We start from the raw sequence: 16,513 nt of genomic DNA, 5'->3' as shown, positions 1-16,513 counted from the left end.
GGGATCCCGGGTCAGTTCAGTTCTTCTCGATGACCTGTTTGATCCGCTGGACGGTGGCCGTGATGTCCGCCGTGAGCTTGGCCGTCCAGTCACTGAAGAACGCCTGCTTCTCCGCCGCGTCCATGAGGGCGGTGATGCCGCGGATACCTTCGGTGGGCCTGCCCATCCAGAAGCGGTGCACCAGGACACAGCCGTGCTCAGCGGCCCGGACCTCGAACGACCAGACGCTCTCCTGCCGCATGCCGGCGCGGTCACGGATCGCCCAGCGGAAGACCTGGCCCGGCTCGGCCTCGACGACCTCGGACTCGGTGGTCCACTCGCCGCGCACGACAGGGGCCCAGGCGACCACGTCCTCGGGGCGGTGGTTCTCGCCGCGGAAGACCGCGCCGACGGTCGCGGGAGCGCCGGAGATCCACTGCCCGCCGGTGCACTCGCTGCTCCACTCACCGCTGCGTGGCAGGTCGCTGACCGTGGCGTACACCTTCTCCGGCGATGCGGTGACCTGAGCTTCGGCGCTGACCTGGAAGAGGGGGGTGCCGGGCGGGGTGTTCTTGAGCTCGGTGTCCGTCATGGCCGGAAGCGTCGCCAACGGCGTGCGGCTGGGTCAACGGACGCCATGCGGGTCCGTCAAGTCCACGTGGTCGGGGCCTCGTCGACACGCGACCGGTGCGCGGGTGCGCCGAAGCGCCGCGCGGTGGGGTGCGCGGCTGGGTGAGTGGGTTCGGGCACGGCGGGGCCCGGGCTGAGCATCCGCCGTGCATGACGGTCGGTTCAGGCGTCGAACCCCGGGCGAAGGAGGACCCGCCTGCCGTGCAGTTGCCCCCGCTCCAGACGGGCGTGGACGTCGGCCGCGGCACTCAGCGGTGCCTCGTCGACCGTCCGGGCCCGCAGACGACCCAGTTCCAGAAGCCGGTTCAGGGTACGCGCGGCGTCCGCGAGTTCGGCGGTCGTGGCGCGGGAGATGATGAAACCGGTGACGGACCCATCCTTGAGGTACAGCGGGCCCACGGGGAGAACGGGACGTGACCGGAGGCCGGCGAGCACCACGACACGGCCGCGGAATGCGAGGAGGTCGACCGCGGCGTCCATGTCGTTCCAGCCGGCCGCGTCGACGACGAGGTCGAACCCCTGGGGGGCGAACGCGCGGCAGTGTTCCTTGAGTTCGGGCTCGTGATAGTCGGCGAACCCCTCCGCTCCGAGGCTGCGGCAGTGTTCCTCGTCGTGGGACCGGGCGGTGGCCATCACCCGTGCGCCGGCCTCGGCGGCCAGCACGACCGCCGCACTGCCCACGTTCCCGGCGGCCCCGACGACCAGGACGGTTTCCCCCGTGCGCAGCGCGCCGTGGGTGAACAGCGCGAGATACGCCGTGGCCGCCGGGTGCAGCACGGCCGCCGCGTCCGTAGGGGAGACCCGTTCCGGCAGGTGGTAGAGCCGGTCGACCGGCACCACCACCTGCTCCGCCGCCGCCCCCTGCCGTCCGCCGTGGCCGAGGCTGTTGCACCACACGACGTCCCCCACGGCGAATCCGGTCGCGCCCGCGCCGGCGGCGGAGACCGTCCCGACCAGGTCACGGCCGATGACGAACGGGAAGGTCACCGGGGTTCGCCATGCACCGGAGCGGACGAACGTGTCCACCGGATTGACCGTGGTGGCGATGACGTCGACCAGCACGTCCGTCGGGCCCTTCACGGGCGGGTGCAGTTCACCGAACCGAATGGCGTCCGCCGGCCCGAACCCCTCTATGTACGCTGCCTTCATGAGGCGCATGGTGCCACGGGGCCGACGCCGTACGCGGTTCGCGCCGACACACTTTGTCACAGGCGTACGGCAGCCCGCGAAGGTGCGGGAGCGGCAGTGATCAAGCTTCGTCGCGCGGCGGTCGGTCGGTCCCGGTCGGTCAGTCCGGCGCCGCGCCCGGGTACGCGCTCTCGAACGCCGCGTGGAACAGGGCCGTGACGTCCTGCCCGGTGAGGCCCTCGGCGCGGGCCCGGTCCAGCCATTCGGCGAGGGCGGAGCGCAGCGGTGAGCCGGGGCCGGACTGGGGCTGGGCGAGGGAGCGGGTGATGAACGTGCCCGCTCCCTGGCGCACCTCGGCGAGGCCCATGCGTTCCAGTTCGCGGTAGGCCTTCAGGGTCGTGTTCGGGTTGACCTTGGTGGTCGCGGCGACCTGGGCGGCGGTGGGGAGCCGGTCCCCCTCCTCCAGCGCGCCCATGCGCAGCGCCTGCTCGACCTGCCGGACGATCTGGAGATAGGTCGCCACTCCACTGCGCCGGTCGATGCGGAACACGACCACGGTCTTCACCTTCCGCTCGATAGCGACATTTTACGTAGGAGGAGAGGGCGATCTTCACAGCGGGCGGCGGCTGACCCGCCACAGGGTGAACGCCGTGAGCAGGGCCGTTCCGGCGAGCAGGATGCCTGCGGCGGTCCACTGCATCGGCGCCATCTGGCTGTACTCGAGGTATTCGATCACGTCGTTGACGATGCCGTGCTCCTTGATGCACGCGTTCTGCGCCTTCTCGGTCGCCTCGGCGCAGGTGCCCCAGCCGTACAGGGTCCCGTCGGCGCTGCCGACCCAGCGGTCCATCTCGTACGCCTCGGCGTAGCGGGCCGGGAGTTCGCTGCCCATCGGGTAGGTGAACACGTGCGTGTCGCCGAGGCGTCGGCGCACCTCGTCCCAGACGAAGAGGGTGGTGATCGCCGTGAAGAGGAACGTGACCACCATGGCCGGGAGCGTCCGGCGGATCAGGGCGCCGATGGTGATGCCGGCCGCGGTGAGGAAGAGGAGGAACGCGGGCAGGACGGGCCCGGTGTTGTCGAAGATGACGCCGTCGATCCAGTCGCTGGGGAAGACCGAGCGGTACGGCTTCCACCACCAGGTGAACAGCGCCGAGAGCACCACGCCGGAGACCAGCGCGAGGGTGTAGGCCAGGCCCAGCTTGGCGATCAGCCACTGGCGGCGGGTCGCCGACTGGGTGGTGACGAGCTGCGCGGTGCCGTTCTCCTGGTCGCCCGCGATCAGCGGGGCGCCGATGAAGACGGCGAGGATCAGGGGGAGGCCGCCGAGGATGGAGGTGATGTACTCGTATCCGCGGTTGTTCTCCAGTGGTTGGCCCGCGTCCTTCTCCGGCCAGCCCCTCGCGTCGAGCAGCTGGACCAGCGCATCGCGCTCGTACACGATCCAGAGCGCGGTCAGCAGCGTGAGGCCGAGGACGCAGACCAGCGCGGTCCGGTGCTGGCGTACGACGAGCCACGGCATCCCGCGCAGCAGGCGGCGTCCGGAGTCGGGTTCGGCGGGCTTCTCGGTCAGGGTGGTGCTCATGCGGCCTGGGTCCCTTCGGCCTCGACGCGGGCGCCCTGGGTGTAGAGCGAGGGCGCGTCCGGGGAGCGGAGATGGGCGAGGAGGACTTCCTCCAGGGAGGGTTCGGCGCTCTCCCAGTCGGCCGGGAGCGGAGCCTTCGGCCGGATCATCGCCTGGAACTGCCTTCCCTGGAGGCGGGTTTCGACGACGGTGTGGTCGGCCAGTTCGGGCGGCAGCGAGCCGTCCCGGGTCACCCCGGTGACCAGCGCGTGGGCCGGGACCAGCGCGTCGGCGTCACCGGCCATCCGGATCCGGCCCTCGGAGACGACCAGCAGGTAGTCGCACATGTCCTCCAGCTCGGTCAGCATGTGCGAGGACATCACCACCGTGGTGCCGCGCTCGACGGCCTCCGCCATCAGCAGGGTGCTCATCTCGTCGCGGGCCAGCGGGTCGAGGTCCGACATCGGCTCGTCCAGGAGCAGCAGGTCCGGCCGCTTGCCGAAGGCGAGCGCGAAGGCCACGCGGGTGCGCTGACCGCCGGAGAGCGTGCCGACCCGCGCGTGCGGCGAGATGTCTCCCGAGCGGACGATCCGCGTCGCCGCGGCCGCGTCCCAGGCGGGGTTCAGCTCGGCGCCCATGCGCAGGGTGTCGGCCACGGTGAACCGCTTGAACAGCGGCTTCTCCTGGCCGAGGAACGCGAAGGTGGGCAGCACGGCGGGGTCGTCGACCGGTACGCCGAAGATCCGCAGCTCGCCGGTGGTCGGCTGCACCTGTCGGGTCGCCAGGCCGAGCAGGGTGCTCTTGCCCGCCCCGTTCGGGCCGACCAGACCGCAGATGCGGCCGACCGGGATCCGGAAGGAGCAGTCGCGCAGTGCCCAGCCGCGCCGGTAGCGCTTGCCCAGGCCGCGGGCTTCCAGCGCCCAGCTGCCGGACGTCGCGTTCGGGATGCTCGTGTCTGCCACGCGCCTCGCCTCGATTCCATTAGTCAATTAATGGAATCATGGAGTCGTGAGGGAATGACTGTCAAGCCTGACGAGCGGGAGGGAGAAGGGGTGGGCTCAGCCGCGCAGGAACGCCAGGACCGCGAGCACCCGGCGGTTGGTGGCGTCCGAGACGTCGAGGTCGAGCTTGGCGAGGATCGACCCGAAGTGCTTGCTGACCGTGCCCTCGCCGACGTGCAGGGCCTCGGCGACGGACGCGTTGGAGCGGCCCTCCGCCATCAGCGCGAGCACCTCCACCTCGCGGGCGGTGAGCCGGGCCAGCGGGTCGCGGCGGCGCCGGATCAGCTGCCGCACGACCTCGGGGTCCACCACCGTGGCGCCCTCGGACACCCGGCGCAGCGCGTCGGCGAACTCCTCGACGTGGCCGATGCGCTCCTTGAGGAGGTAGCCCACCCCCGTACCGTCCGAGGCGTCCAGCAGGTCCTCGGCGTAGGTGCGCTGGACGTACTGGCTGAGCACCAGCACCGGCAGCCCCGGCAGCTTCTCGCGCAGCCCGACCGCGGCCCGCAGACCCTCGTCCGAGAAGCCGGGCGGCATCCGGACGTCGGTCACCACGATGTCCGGGCGGTGCTCCAGGGCGGCGGCCGTCAGCTCATCGGCGGTGCCCACCGCGGCGAGGACCCGGTGCCCGAAGCGTTCCAGCAGGCCGACCAGGCCCTCGCGCAGGAGCACGCTGTCCTCGGCCAGTACGACGCGCAGCATCAGGTCCTTCAATCCGCGGGCGGGCAGGGAACCTCCAGCCGGAACACCGTCGGCCCCCCGGGCGGACTGGACAGTAGCAGGGTGCCGCCCAGCACCGAGAGGCGATCGGCGACGCCCTGGAGCCCCGTCCCGCCGCCGCCCCCGCCCTCGGTGTCCTCGGCGTCCGCCGTCCCGCCCAGCCGCGCGCCCCCGCGCCCGTCGTCCTCGACCTCCACCGTCAGCCACTTCCGCACGGTCGCGCCGGTCACCGTCACGCGGCTCGCCCCGCTGTGCTTCGCCACGTTCGTCAGCGCCTCGCTGACCGCGAAGTAGACCGCGGTCTCGACGGCTCGGGGCAGCCGGCCCGGTACGGCCATGAGCACCTCGACCGGGACCGGCGAGCGGTCCGCCAGGTCCTCGACGGCGGCCTCCAGACCCCGGTCGGTGAGGATGTGGGGGTGGATCCCGTGGATCAGCTCGCGGATCTCCACCAGGGCGACCGACGCCTCCTCGTGCGCCCGGTCCAGCAGCCCGCCCAACGGTTCGGCGGGTCGCTCCAGCCGGGCGAGGCCCAACGTCATGGAGAGGGCCACGAGCCGCTGCTGCGCCCCGTCGTGCAGGTCGCGCTCGATACGGCGGCGTTCCGCCTCGAACGCGTCCACCAGCCGCGTCCGCGACCGGTCCAGCTCCGCGATCCGGGAGTCGAGCGCGGCGTCCGGCGGCGAGAGCAGCGCCCGGGTCAGCACGGCCCGGCCCCGGGCCACCACCCCCAGCGGCCAGGTCAGCAACGGCAGCAGCACCACCCCCGCCAGCAGGACCGCGAACGCCTCCGGCCAGGAGTCGGCGAGCCAGAGCTTCAGGACACGCGCCTCCCCGTCCCCGCCCGCCGCCATCATCACCGGCGTCCCGATCAGCCCGCCGCACACCAGCAGTACGCTCCCGACGGCCAGCGCCTCCAGCGGCCACAGGACGAACGCGAAGAGCAGCGCGTACGCCAACTCCCGCCAGGTGCACCGCTCCTGGAGCCGGGTCCGCAGCCAGGACGTCAGGCCCGGCGCGGGCGGTTCGCGGTGCGGGTCGAGGAGGGGCGCCGGGTCGATCAGCCGGAGCCTGCGCCGCTCCAGCGCGGCCAGCGGAATCCCGGCGAGGACGAGCGTCAGCAGCAGCGGCACCCCGATGACGAGGACGGTCAGCGCGCTGCCCACGACAGCCAGCAGGAGCAGTGCCGCCAGCGTCGCGACGCCGAGGGGCACGCTGGTCAGGAGGTAGAGCGCGGCACGCCACGGCCGGCCGCCGAGGAGCCGGCGGGACCGTGCCCGTGGCACGGCTCGGGGGAGGGCCATGCGGGTGGGCCGGGGGAGGGCGGGCCGGGGCTCCGGCGACGAGGGCGGCGGGCTGGGGGAGGGCATGCCGGGCACGCTACGAGACGGCTCCCCCGGGCGGCCACCCTGTTCTCTGCCCCTCCCATGGTGGAGCTGGCTCCACCATGGGAGCCCCCACTCGCTGCGATGTGCCGTGCGAGCGCCGCCGGTTGAGTGGACCCATGAATCCAGCAGCAAGCACCGACCAGGTACCGGCCGTTCGGCTCCGGTCCGTGACCCGCTCCTACGGCCGCGACGGCAGCACGGTGAAAGCGCTCGACGACGTCAGCCTGACCATGCGCCGCGGCACGTTCACCGCCGTCATGGGGCCCTCCGGCTCCGGCAAGTCGACGCTCCTGCACTGCGTCGCGGGCCTGGACCGGCCGACCGGCGGCCGGGTGCTGCTGGGCGACACCGATCTGACCGGGCTGAGCGAGGCCCGGCTGACCCGGCTGCGCCGGGGGCGGATCGGCTTCGTCTTCCAGGCGTTCAACCTGTTGCCCTCCCTGACCGCCGCGCAGAACGTGGCCCTGCCCCTGAGGCTCGCCGGCCGACGGCCGTGCAAGGCCGAGGTCCTCCACGCGCTGGACCAGGTGGGGCTGCGGGGCCGGGCCGGCCACCGGCCCGGCGAGCTGTCCGGCGGCCAGCAGCAGCGGGTGGCCATCGCCCGCGCCCTGGTGACCCGGCCCGAGGTGCTCTTCGGCGACGAGCCGACCGGGGCCCTGGACTCCACCGCCGGGCGCGTGGTGCTCGGCCTGCTGCGCGCGATGACCGACGAGGGGCGCACCGTGATCATGGTGACCCACGACCCGGTCGCCGCCTCCTTCGCCGACCGGGTCGTCTTCCTCGCCGACGGCCGCGTCCGGGACGAGCTGGACGCGCCCACGGCGGAGCGGGTCGCCGCCCGCATGGCGGCGGGCGCGGACCCGGCTTCCCCGACAGCCCCGTCGACTCCCTCTGCCGCCCAGGCGGTGGTCCCGTGCTGATGCTGGCACTGAGCGGGATGCGTACGCGCTGGGTCACCTTCGTCGGGTCGTTCGTCGCCCTGGCCCTGGGGGTGGGCCTGATCGCGGCCACCGGACTCGCCCTCGCCGCGACGTTCGAGGCCCCGGAGCGTGGGCCCGAACGGTTCGCCGCCGCCCCCGTCGTCGTCCGGGCCGCCGACCACCTCCGGGTCGACACCCCGACCGGGACCCGGAGCAAGCCGCTCCACCACCCCGGACCGGTCAGCCCGCGGACCGCCGACCGACTGGCCGCCCTCGGCCGCACGGTGGAGGACCGGACGTTCCCGGCGGACGTCACGGCTCCCCGTACCGGCCCTGGCACGACGGCTCCCCGTACCGGCCCTGGCACCACGGCTGCTCGTACCGGCGCCGACCCGAGGGGGCCGCGTACCGGCCAGGACGCCGACGTCCGGGTGGGGCACCCGTGGCCCGTCGCCGCCGCGGCTCCGTACCGCCTCACCTCGGGCCGCGCCCCCGCCGCCCCCGGCGAGATCGTCGTCACCACCCGGCCCGGCGGCGGCGCCCCGCTCCGTACCGGTGACCGCGTATCGGTCCGCACCCCGGCCGGGAACGCCCCCCGGACCGTCGTCGGCACCGTGGCCGGCCGGGACTTCGAGGACGCCGTCTTCTTCACCGACGACGAGGCCGCCCGGATCTCCCCGGGCATCGACGCCCTCGTCGTGCACGCCGACGCCACCGCCGTACGCAGGGCGCTCGGGCCGGACAGCGGCATGGACGTCCTCACCGGCCACGACCGCCGCCGCGCCGACCCCGACCCCGACCGGGACGCCCGGGCCCTGGTCTCCGTCAACGCCCTGCTCGGCACCGCCGCGGGCATCACCCTGTTCGTCTCCGCCGCCGTCGTGGCCTCGACCTTCTCCTTCGCCGTGGCCCAACGGCGTCGGGAGCTCGGCCTGTTGCGCACGGTCGGAGCGACGCCCGGCCAGATCCGCCGCACGGTGTGCGTCGAAGCGATCCTCGTCGGCGTCCTCGCCTCGGCCGCGGGCGTGTGGCTCGGAGCCGGGGCCGGGCCCCTGCTCGTCGGCCGGATGACCGAAGCGGGACTCGCACCGCCCTGGTTCGCCCTCGGCGACGCCTCTTGGCCGCTGCACACCGCCTTCTGGACCGGGGTGTTCGTCGCCACGGCCGCCGCGCTCGTCTCCTGCCACCGGGCCGGGCGCACCGCCCCGACCGAGGCGCTGCGCGAGGCGGCCGTCGACAGCCGCGTCATGCCGGCGAGCCGCTGGGCGGCCGCCGTCCTGGTGCTGCTCGCCGGACTGGGCCTGCCCGCACTGGTGTTGGCCGTCGACCCCGGCGACCTGCTCGGCCGCAAGTCCTACACCACCCGGCCCATGCTCCTCGTCGTCGGCTTCGCGCTCCTGGCCCCCGTCCTGGTGCGCCCCGCCGGCCGGCTGCTGACCTGGCTGCCCGCGCGGCTGCCCGGCGCCACCGGCGTACTCGTCCGGGAGAACACCGCCGCCGGGGTGCGCAGGACCGCGGCCGTCGCCGCGCCCGTCCTCATCACCGTCGCCCTCGCCGCCACCCTGACGGGCACCGTCGCCACCCTGGAGGAGGCCAGGGCCACCGAGGCGCGCACCGCCACGACCGCCGACTTCGTGGTGACGTCGGGACAGGAGGGCCGGCCGCTGCCGCCCGCCTTCGTGGAGCGGGCGCGGGCCGTCGAGGGGACCGTGGTCAGCGTCTCGCGGTCCACGGCCGTCACCGTCCTCGAAGAGGACACGGCCCTCGTGACCTCCGAGGCGCGCGCGGTCGACCCCGCCCGGCTGGCCGCCGTGTCGGAGCTGCCCGTGACGGCGGGCCGGCTCTCCGACCTCGACGACGGCGCGATCGTCGTCAACGAGGAGTGGCTGACCACACGGGTCGGCGACCGGGTCACCGTCTGGCTGGGCGACGGCCGCAAGGCCTCGCTGCGGATCGCCGCCGTCCTGGCCACCGGAACCGGCGACAACGGCGTCTACGTCACCCGGCGCAACGCCGGGGGCGCGGGCGTCGACCGGATCGACGTCAAGGTCGCCGAGGGCGCCGACCGGCGGGCCGTCGCCGCCGCGCTGCACGCCGCCGGGGCCGCCACCGGTACGCGGGTGGCGACCCGTGCGGAGTGGCTGGCCGCGAACGGCCCGGAGGCGAACGACCCGACCAGGACCGGGCTCCGGATGATCCTCGGCATCGCTCTCCTCTGTACGGCGACGGCCCTGGCCAACACCTTGGTCATGGCCACCTCCGACCGGGTCCGCGATCTCGCCGTGCTCCGTCTCGCCGGGGCCACCGCCCCCCAGGTCCTGCGGCTCGTCGCGGCCGAGGCGGTGGTGGCGGTCGGGGTGGGCGCCGTCCTCGGGGGCGCGGTCGCGGCGGCGAACCTGCTGGTGGTGTGGGGTGCGCTGGTGCTGCTGGGCGTCATGTCCGCCGTCGTGGTGCCCTGGGGAACGCTCGGCCTCGTCGTCGCGGCCGCCGCGCTCCTGGCCGCCGTCTCCGCCGTCCTGCCCGCGTCGCTCGCCCTGCGCACCCGGCCGGTCGAACTGGCCGGCGCCCGGGAGTAGTCGCCGCCGGCTGCTCACCGGCGCCCGCGGGGGTCGGCTGTTCATCGACGCCCGTGGGAATCGTCGTCGGCTGTTCACCGGCGCCCGGGAGTAGTCGTCGTCGGCTGCTCGCCGACGTCCGTGAGCAGCCGACGACGCCTTCACAAGGCTCGTGATCAACCCGTCCAGGGCATAGGCTCGCCCCATGGGCAGCCACTCCGCACATCTGCCGAACCCGACCACCCCGGCCGGCCGCGAGGGCCTCGACGCCGTCCTCGCCCGGCCCGACCGCGCGGTCGTCGCCCTCGACTTCGACGGCACGCTCGCCGACATCGTCCCGGACCCCGAGCAGGCCCGCGCCCACCCCGGCACGGTGGCCGCGCTCGCCGCACTCGCGCCGAAGGTCGCCGCCGTCGCCGTGATCACCGGCCGCCCGGCGGGCGTCGCGGTGCGCTACGGAGGTTTCGCGGGCGTTCCCGGACTGGAGCACCTCGTCGTGCTCGGGCACTACGGCGCCGAACGCTGGGACGCCGTGACCGGCACCGTGAACACCCCCGCCCCGCACCCCGGCGTCGCCGCAGCGCGGGCCGAACTCCCCGGTGTACTGCATGAGTTCGACTCCTGGCGCGGCACCTGGATCGAGGAGAAGGGTCAGGCCGTCGCCGTCCACACCCGCCGCGCCCAGGACCCGCAGGCGGCCTTCGAGACGCTGCGCGGGCCCCTCGCCGAGCTGGCCGCCAAGCACGGGCTGATCGTCGAACCGGGCCGCCAGGTCCTGGAGTTGCGCCCGCCCGGTATGGACAAGGGCGTCGCGCTCGGCAGGTTCGTTGCGGAGCTGGACGCCGAGTCCGTGATCTACGCGGGCGACGACCTCGGGGACCTCGCCGCGTTCGCGGCGGTGGAGAAGCTGCGGACCGAGGGCCCGGACGGCATCCCGGGCCTCCTGGTGTGCAGCGGCAGCACCGAGGTGCCCGAACTGGCCGAGCGGGCCGACCTGTCGGTGCCGGGCCCGGCCGCCGTGGTCGCGTTCCTGGCGGCCTTGGCCGAGCGACTCTGAGCCGAGCCGAACGACTCTGAGCCGACCCGAGCGGCTCTGAGCCGAGCCGAGCGGCTCTGAGCCGAGCCGAGCGGCTCCGAGCCGAGCCGAGCGGCTCCGAGCCGAGCCGAGCGGCTCCGAGCCGAGCCGAGCGACTCTGAGCCGAGCCGAGCGACTCTGAGCCGAGCCGAACGGCTCTGAGCCGACCCGAGCGGCTCTGAGCCGAGCCGAGTGACTCCGAGCCGAGTCAGGAGACCGGTGGTGGCTCACCCCTGCCGCAGCGCCTCCAGCTGGTCCAGGAACCACTGCTGGGGCGGCAGCGCGGTCGCCGCCTCGGCCAGTCGCTTCGTGCGGCCGGACCGCTCGTCGGCGCTCATCGTCAGCGCCTCGTGCAGGGCCTCGGCCGTGCCCACCACGTCGTACGGGTTCACCACGATCGCGTCCTCGCCCAGCTCCTCGTACGCCCCCGCCTCCCGCGACAGCACCAGCGCGCAGCCGTGGTCGGAGACGACGGGGACCTCCTTGGCGACCAGGTTCATCCCGTCGCGGATCGGGTTGACCAGAGCCACGTCCGCCAGCCGGTACGCGGCGAGCGAGCGCGCGAAGTCGTCCTTGACGTGGAGCACGACCGGTGTCCAACTCTCGGTGCCGTACGCCCCGTTGATCTCCGTGGCGAGGGTCTGCACCGCCGCCGTGTAGTCCCGGTAGACGGCGAGGTCCTGCCGGGAGGGGTAGGCGAAGGCGATGTGCACGACGCGCTCGCGCCACTCGGGGTGGGCGTCCAGCAGGGCCCGGTACGCGTGCAGGCCGCGCACGATGTTCTTGGACAGCTCGGTGCGGTCCACCCGGACGATGGTCTTCCGGCCCTCGCCCACCTGCTCCCGCAGCGCCGCCATCCGCTCGTCCACGTCGGCCTCGTGCGAGCGCCGGCGCAGGAAGTCCGCGTCGGCCCCCAGGCCGTGCACCCCGATCCTCGTCCGGCCCGTCCCGCCGAGGATCTCCGTGCAGCAGCCGATGAACGCGTCCGCCCAGCGACGGGTCAGGAACGCGGCCCGGTCCGCGCCGAGGATGCCGCGCAGCAACTGCTCCGCGATGTCGTCGGGCAGCAGCCGGTAGTAGTCGACGGGCGCCCACGGGGTGTGCGAGAAGTGGCCGATCCTGAGGTCCGGGCGCAGCTCCCGGAGCATGCCGGGGACCAGGGCCAGGTGGTAGTCCTGCACGAGGACCGATGCCCCGGGGCCCGCCTCCTCGGCGAGCGCCTCGGCGAAGGCCCGGTTGTACGTCTCGTAGGAGGCCCACCGGCGGCGGAACTCCGCGTCGAAGACCGGCTCCACGGGCGTCTGGTACAGCAGGTGGTGGACGAACCACAGCACCGAGTTGGCGATGCCGTTGTACGCGTCCGCGTGCACCTCGGCGTCGATGTCGAGCATCCGCACTCCCGCCTCGCCGACCCCGCGCCGCACCGCCTCGCGGTCCCCGTCGCCGAGGGCCGCGCAGACCCACAGCTTGTCGTCGACGGCGCTCAGCCCGGAGACGAGCCCGCCGCCGCCGCGCTTGGCGTCGAGCGTCCCGTCCTCCCCGAGCGTGTACGAGACGGGGCCGCGGTTGGACGCGACGAGGACCTGGGCGGTGGAGGCGGCCGCGGGTTCGGGTTCGTGTTCGGCGTGCTCGGAGACCATGTAGCGGAACCTAGCCCGTTCGGGAAGCCCCCAAACGCCTCAGGGCCTCATGCGGCCCACCGCCTCATGCCGCGTGGCGCTCCGCGTACTCCGCGATCTCCCGCATCGGCGGCCGCTCCTCCGTGTCCACCGCATGGGTACGGGGCACGAAGCCGTCCTCACCGCGCTCGAACTGGGTCAGCGCGGGCCGCACCAGATGGCCCCGGGAGAGCCGCAGCTGCGCCGTGCGGTAGATCGCCGCCGCCATCCGGCCCAGCGCCTGCCCGTCCTGGTGGCGGTGTCTCCGTACGCCGACGTCGACCTGGCCCAGCGCGTCCAGGCCCACCGTGTGCAGCGCGTCGACCAGCAGGCCCAGCTCCACTCCGTAACCGACCGGGAACGGCAGCCGCTCCAGCAGGGACCGCCGCACCGCGTACTCGCCGCCCAGCGGCTGCACGAACCCGGCCAGCTGGGGCCAGTGCAGATTGAGCAGCGGGCGTGCCACCAGCTCGGTGACCCGACCACCCTGGCCTGCGCTGTCGCCGAGCGGGCGGTCGTACATCGCCTTGACGAACTGTAGGGACGGGTCGGTGAGCAGCGGTCCGACCGTGCCCGAGACGAAGTCCGCGGAGAAGTCCCTGAGGTCGGCGTCGATGAAGCAGACGATCTCACCGCTGGTCACCAGGAGTGACCGCCACAGCACCTCGCCCTTGCCGGGCAGGGCCGGGACGCGGGGCAGGATGGCGTCCCGGTGGACCACCCGGGCACCCGCCGCCCGGGCCACGGCGGCGGTGGCGTCGGTGGAGCCGGAGTCGATCACCACGAGTTCGTCGACGAGCCGGACCTTCTCCATCAGCTCGCGGCGGATCGTCGCCACGATGCGGCCGACCGTGGCCTCCTCGTTCAGCGCCGGCAGCACCACGCTCACGGACGTGCGGTGCGGATCGGCGTCCCGGGCGTCGGTGAGCCGGTTCAGCGGGCGGTCCCCGGACGACCAGGAACGCCTGGTCAGCCAGCGTTCCACCTCTTCGAGCACGGTCGGCACTCCCTGTGTGTGATCCATCTCGCGGTTCGGACGACTATCTCAACGGTCCGGTGCTTCGGTTACAGTCTTGAACAACGCGTATGGCCGTCGCATGTCGGGGTCGGAGCGCACATAAACGCCTGGATCGAAGATCCAGCGCCATAAGAGCTCATCCAGAGGGACTGAGGGAACGGCCCGTTGAAGTCCCGGCAACCCTCCTGCCGACCGCGAGGTCACGGTGGGGAAGGTGCCAATTCCGTCTTGCGGCGAAATGCGTCGTAGGGAAGATGAGGAGAAAGGGACCTCCGCCATCATGGCTGTTCAGACCGTTGCAGGCAGCACCGCTTCTTCCGCCCCGACCGTCGATCTCGGCCCCGCCGCGGCGCTTTCCTGCCGCGAGTGCGGCGAGCGTTTCGAGCTCGGCCCCCTTTTCGCCTGTGCGTCCTGTTTCGGGCCGCTGGAAGTGGCCTACGACCTGCCCACCGGCTCCCCGGAGGAGCTGCGCAAGCGCATCGAGGCCGGCCCGAACAACATCTGGCGCTACGCCCCGCTGCTGCCGGTGCCCGCGGACGTCGCGGAGAAGCCCAACATCAACCCCGGCTTCACCAAGCTCGTCAAGGCCGACAACCTCGCCCGTGAGCTGGGCGTCACCGGCGGCCTGTACGTGAAGGACGACTCCGGCAACCCGACGCACTCCTTCAAGGACCGCGTCGTCGCCATCGCCGTCGAGGCCGCCCGCGCCTTCGGCTTCACCACCCTCTCCTGCTCCTCCACGGGCAACCTGGCCGGAGCCGTCGGCGCCGCCGCCGCCCGGGCCGGACTGCGCTCCTGCGTGTTCATCCCGCACGACCTGGAGCAGGGCAAGGTCGTCATGGCCGCGGTGTACGGCGGTGAGCTGGTCGGCATCGAGGGCAACTACGACGACGTCAACCGCTTCTGCTCCGAGCTCATCGGCGACCCGCTCGGCGAGGGCTGGGGCTTCGTCAACGTCAACCTGCGCCCGTACTACGGCGAGGGCTCCAAGACCCTGGCGTACGAGATCTGCGAGCAGCTCGGCTGGCGGCTGCCCGACCAGATCGTCATCCCGATCGCGTCCGGCTCCCAGCTCACGAAGATCGACAAGGGGTTCCAGGAGCTGATCAAGCTCGGCCTCGTCGAGGACCGCCCGTACAAGATCTTCGGCGCCCAGGCCGAGGGCTGCTCCCCGGTCTCCGCCGCCTTCAAGGCGGGCCACGACGTGGTGCGCCCGCAGAAGCCGAACACCATCGCCAAGTCGCTGGCCATCGGCAACCCGGCGGACGGCCCGTACGTCCTGGACATCGCCCGCCGCACCGGTGGCGCGGTGGAGGACGTGACCGACGAGCAGGTCGTCGACGCGATCAAGCTGCTGGCGCGCACCGAGGGCATCTTCGGCGAGACGGCGGGCGGCGTGACGCTCGGCGTGACGAAGAAGCTCGTCGAGGCGGGCGTCCTCGACCCGACGCTCACCACCGTCGTCCTGAACACCGGCGACGGGCTCAAGACGCTGGACGCGGTCTCCGCGACCTCGCAGGCCACGGCCACCATCAAGCCGAGCCTGGACGCGTTCCGCGCCGCGGGCCTCGCCGCCGGCTGATCACCCGAGACTTCAGGAAGGCATCCACCATGAGCGTCAAGGTCCGCATCCCCACCATCCTCCGTACGTACACGGGCGGTCAGGCCGAGGTCCCGGCGGAGGGCGCCAAGCTCTCCGAGGTCATCGAGTCCCTGGAGAAGGACCACCCGGGCATCGCGGCCCGTGTCCTGGACGACCAGGGCAAGCTGCGTCGCTTCGTGAACGTGTACGTCAACGACGACGACGTGCGCTTCGAGGGCGGCCTGGACGCGGCCACGCCCGACGGCGCGGGCGTCTCGATCATCCCCGCGGTCGCCGGCGGCTGCTGAGCCGCCGAGGCCGCTCCACGGCGGCCCATCGCACCTCTGTGTGACCACAGTTGCCCCCTCCGCGAGAGAAGCGGAGGGGGCAATTCTGTATGGTTGAGCACGGTAGAGTTGGGGAAGCCCCACCCGCTGCTCGTGCCGCCCGCATATGTGAATGCGCCTGGCCCCGATAAGAAGCAGCCAAAGTACGTGAACCTCTTGCGGCATAAGTGCCCTTTGCCTGGCCCGACTTGCCCGTAAATCTCAGCAAACCCGCATATTCGCGTGTTCTGCTGTGCCCGGAATTCTCGTCCGATTGACCTGTTGCAGAGGGCAGTTGGGCGGATACATTCGGCCGCGGTCGACGCGCTGCGGCGCCGCGCACCCCCTCCTGTCGGGGGGTGAGTTCCGACCCGGGTCCGCGAAGTGCGGTCCCGTGCAAGGGCCAGTAATAGGGGAGTTAGGCATGGCTCAGGGCACCGTCAAGTGGTTCAACGCGGAGAAGGGGTACGGCTTCATCGCGGTCGACGGTGGTGCGGATGTTTTCGTCCACTACAGCGCGATCCAGATGGACGGGTACCGCACCCTCGAAGAGGGTCAGCGAGTTGAATTCGAGATCTCGCAGGGCCAGAAGGGGCCCCAGGCCGACATGGTCAAGCTCGCCGTCGGCTGAGTTCGGCGCGGTCGTCCGACGACACTACTCACGCACGTAGGGCCCGGCCCCCGGATCAGGGGACCGGGCCCTACGCGCGTCCCGGGGGCCCCGCGGAGACGCGTCGCCGCCCGCATCCGACGCGCGCCGCTGTCCCCGTCCGAAGCGCGTCGACGCCCGCCTCCGAGGCGCGCCGCTGTCCACATCCGGAGAGGGACGCTTGCACTCGCAGGGGTCGAGTGCTAATCATTGGCGTTAGCACTCTCCAGGTGAGAGTGACAGAAACTTGGACCGGGCCGGTGAGGCCCGCAGGCGCGGTGGGGCAAGGAACCACCACGCAGGCAGGCCGTCCGTCGCGG

At 72.8% G+C, this 16,513-nt stretch carries 15 protein-coding genes and 1 riboswitch; of the genes, 6 read left to right on the top strand and 9 right to left on the bottom strand.

Annotation, left to right across the window (positions count from 1 at the left end; genetic code table 11):
• Positions 1 to 16 precede the first annotated feature (16 nt).
• The 7 genes from AC3CH1_RS11745 to AC3CH1_RS11715 form a co-directional block, all read right to left on the bottom strand.
• On the bottom strand, positions 17 to 571 hold the full coding sequence (locus AC3CH1_RS11745; protein ID WP_488462845.1) for an SRPBCC family protein: 555 nt from the start codon (positions 569 to 571) through the stop codon (positions 17 to 19).
• A gap of 200 nt (positions 572 to 771) precedes the next feature.
• On the bottom strand, positions 772 to 1,758 hold the full coding sequence (locus AC3CH1_RS11740) for an NADPH:quinone reductase (RefSeq protein WP_488462844.1): 987 nt from the start codon (positions 1,756 to 1,758) through the stop codon (positions 772 to 774).
• A gap of 139 nt (positions 1,759 to 1,897) precedes the next feature.
• Positions 1,898 to 2,302: a GntR family transcriptional regulator gene (locus tag AC3CH1_RS11735; RefSeq protein ID WP_488462843.1), complete on the bottom strand. Its 405-nt coding sequence runs from the start codon at positions 2,300 to 2,302 to the stop codon at positions 1,898 to 1,900.
• 45 nt (positions 2,303 to 2,347) lie between these two features.
• The gene (locus AC3CH1_RS11730) at positions 2,348 to 3,322 is read right to left on the bottom strand and encodes an ABC transporter permease (protein WP_488462842.1); all 975 of its coding nucleotides are present in this window, start codon (positions 3,320 to 3,322) and stop codon (positions 2,348 to 2,350) included.
• Positions 3,319 to 4,263: an ABC transporter ATP-binding protein gene (locus AC3CH1_RS11725; RefSeq protein ID WP_488462841.1), complete on the bottom strand. Its 945-nt coding sequence runs from the start codon at positions 4,261 to 4,263 to the stop codon at positions 3,319 to 3,321. The genes AC3CH1_RS11730 and AC3CH1_RS11725 overlap by 4 nt, the downstream gene beginning before the upstream one ends.
• A 96-nt stretch (positions 4,264 to 4,359) precedes the next feature.
• Positions 4,360 to 5,004: a LuxR C-terminal-related transcriptional regulator gene (locus AC3CH1_RS11720; RefSeq protein ID WP_056701592.1), complete on the bottom strand. Its 645-nt coding sequence runs from the start codon at positions 5,002 to 5,004 to the stop codon at positions 4,360 to 4,362.
• An 8-nt stretch (positions 5,005 to 5,012) separates the two neighbouring features.
• Positions 5,013 to 6,392: a sensor histidine kinase gene (locus tag AC3CH1_RS11715; protein ID WP_488462840.1), complete on the bottom strand. Its 1,380-nt coding sequence runs from the start codon at positions 6,390 to 6,392 to the stop codon at positions 5,013 to 5,015.
• A 134-nt stretch (positions 6,393 to 6,526) separates the two neighbouring features.
• On the opposite strand from AC3CH1_RS11715, the gene AC3CH1_RS11710 reads away from it, so the two are divergent.
• The 3 genes from AC3CH1_RS11710 to otsB all read left to right on the top strand — a co-directional run bounded on the left by AC3CH1_RS11710 (position 6,527) and on the right by otsB (position 10,942).
• Positions 6,527 to 7,330 (top strand): ABC transporter ATP-binding protein, encoded by an 804-nt coding sequence (locus AC3CH1_RS11710; RefSeq protein WP_488462839.1) that lies wholly within the window; start codon positions 6,527 to 6,529, stop codon positions 7,328 to 7,330.
• Entirely contained in the window at positions 7,324 to 9,906 is a 2,583-nt protein-coding gene (locus tag AC3CH1_RS11705; RefSeq protein ID WP_488462838.1) for an FtsX-like permease family protein, read from the top strand. Before AC3CH1_RS11710 ends, AC3CH1_RS11705 begins: the two co-directional genes overlap by 7 nt.
• 184 nt (positions 9,907 to 10,090) lie before the next feature.
• Entirely contained in the window at positions 10,091 to 10,942 is an 852-nt protein-coding gene (gene otsB / locus AC3CH1_RS11700) for a trehalose-phosphatase (RefSeq protein WP_488462837.1), read from the top strand.
• 245 nt (positions 10,943 to 11,187) lie between these two features.
• Here the strand turns inward: otsB and AC3CH1_RS11695 are convergent, their stop codons facing one another.
• Complete coding sequence (locus AC3CH1_RS11695; RefSeq protein ID WP_488462836.1) at positions 11,188 to 12,600, bottom strand: alpha,alpha-trehalose-phosphate synthase (UDP-forming); 1,413 nt, start codon at positions 12,598 to 12,600, stop codon at positions 11,188 to 11,190.
• A gap of 64 nt (positions 12,601 to 12,664) precedes the next feature.
• Positions 12,665 to 13,615, bottom strand: coding sequence for a glucosyl-3-phosphoglycerate synthase (locus tag AC3CH1_RS11690; RefSeq protein WP_488463480.1), 951 nt, complete (start codon positions 13,613 to 13,615; stop codon positions 12,665 to 12,667).
• A 154-nt stretch (positions 13,616 to 13,769) separates the two neighbouring features.
• A riboswitch (SAM riboswitch) is annotated at positions 13,770 to 13,897 on the top strand.
• Positions 13,898 to 13,916: 19 nt separating this feature from the next.
• Here AC3CH1_RS11690 and thrC point away from each other — a divergent pair.
• From thrC to AC3CH1_RS11675, 3 genes are all read left to right on the top strand, one after another.
• A complete protein-coding gene (gene thrC, locus AC3CH1_RS11685) occupies positions 13,917 to 15,218 on the top strand; it encodes a threonine synthase (RefSeq protein ID WP_488462835.1) in 1,302 nt (433 codons plus the stop codon).
• Between the two features lie 29 nt (positions 15,219 to 15,247).
• Positions 15,248 to 15,526, top strand: a complete 279-nt coding sequence (locus AC3CH1_RS11680) for a MoaD/ThiS family protein (RefSeq protein ID WP_003967347.1) — start codon at positions 15,248 to 15,250, stop codon at positions 15,524 to 15,526.
• Between the two features lie 442 nt (positions 15,527 to 15,968).
• Positions 15,969 to 16,175: a cold-shock protein gene (locus AC3CH1_RS11675; RefSeq protein WP_003967346.1), complete on the top strand. Its 207-nt coding sequence runs from the start codon at positions 15,969 to 15,971 to the stop codon at positions 16,173 to 16,175.
• The last annotated feature ends 338 nt before the right edge of the window (positions 16,176 to 16,513 follow it).

It is taken from the genome of Streptomyces sp. MGP-P1, assembly GCF_057766565.1.
The sequence above is the reverse complement of the archived record's forward strand: the minus strand, read 5'-3'. Positions and strand labels throughout refer to the sequence as shown.